Source organism: Micromonospora sp. C31 (assembly GCF_018070575.1).
Lineage (GTDB): Bacteria > Actinomycetota > Actinomycetes > Mycobacteriales > Micromonosporaceae > Micromonospora.
In genome coordinates, this window is record NZ_JAGPXN010000060.1 from 1 (window position 1) to 1,343 (window position 1,343).

Below are 1,343 nucleotides of genomic sequence, written 5' to 3' on the forward strand. Positions count from 1 at the left end.
GGTGGCGGCGTTGCAGCGGGCGTTGGATGGTGGTGAGGCGCAGGTGGTGGTGGCGGATGTGCGGTGGGATCGGTTCGTGCCGTCGTTCACGGCGTTGCGTCCGTCCCGTCTGTTCACCGAGATCCCCGAAGCGCAGTCGGCGATCGAGGCGGCGGCCCGTGCGGAAGTCGCTCCCACCGACCAGGCCTCCGCACTTCGCCAGCGGCTGGCGGCCCTGACGCCGGCGGAGGTCGAGGCGTCCCTCCTGGACCTCGTACGATCCCAGGTCGCCGCGGTGCTCGGCCACGCGACCGTGGAGGCGGTGGCACCCGACCGGGCGTTCCAGCGCCTCGGCTTCGACTCGCTCACCGCCGTCGAGCTGCGCAACCGGCTGACCGCCGAGACGGGCCTCGCCCTGCCCTCCACCCTCGTCTTCGACCACCCGACGCCGGCCGCCCTGGTCGCCTTCATCCGGGAGACCGTGCTCGGCGCCTCGCAGGACGCGCCCGCCGGCCGCAGGGTCACCGCCGTGGACGACGACCCGATCGTGATCGTCGGCATGGGCTGCCGCCTCCCGGGTGGCGTCGGATCGCCGGACGAGCTGTGGCAACTGCTCGCCGCCGGAGGCGACGGCATCTCCGATTTCCCCCTCGACCGGGGTTGGGACAGCTTCCTCAGCGGCGAACTCTCCGACGCGTCCTTCGTCCGCAGGGGCGGCTTCGTCTACGACGCCGGTGAGTTCGACGCCGAGTTCTTCGGCATCTCGCCGCGCGAGGCCCTCGCGATGGACCCGCAGCAGCGGCTGCTGCTGGAGACCTCGTGGGAGGCCGTCGAGTCGGCGGGCATCGACCCCACCAGCCTGCGGGGCGGCGCGGTCGGCGTCTTCGCCGGCGCCAGCTTCCAGGGGTACGCCAGCGGGTCCGTGGGCCGTACCCAGGAGGTCGGCGGACACCTGCTCACCGGCAACGCGACCAGCGTGTTGTCGGGTCGGGTGGCGTACTCGTTCGGGTTCGAGGGGCCGGCGGTGACGGTGGACACGGCGTGTTCGTCGTCGCTGGTGGCGCTGCACCTGGCGACGCAGGCGCTGCGGTCCGGCGAGTGCGACCTCGCGCTGGCCGGCGGCGTCACCGTGATGGCCTCACCGGGCACGTTCGCCGAGTTCTCGATCCAGGGCGGCCTGTCCGCCGACGGCCGGTGCAAGTCGTTCTCGGAGGCGGCGGACGGCACCGGCTGGTCGGAGGGCGTCGGGGTGCTGCTGGTGCAGCGTCTGTCGGATGCGCGGCGCGACGGGCGTCGGGTCCTGGCGGTGGTGCGTGGCACGGCGGTGAACCAGGACGGTGCGTCGAACGGGTTGACGGCGCCGA

At 73.2% G+C, this 1,343-nt stretch carries 1 protein-coding gene; it reads left to right on the forward strand.

The annotated features are described in order from the left end of the window. Positions 1–1,343, forward strand: a 1,343-nt coding sequence (locus KBX06_RS27425) for a type I polyketide synthase (RefSeq protein WP_247686780.1), incomplete at both ends; no start/stop codon positions are given.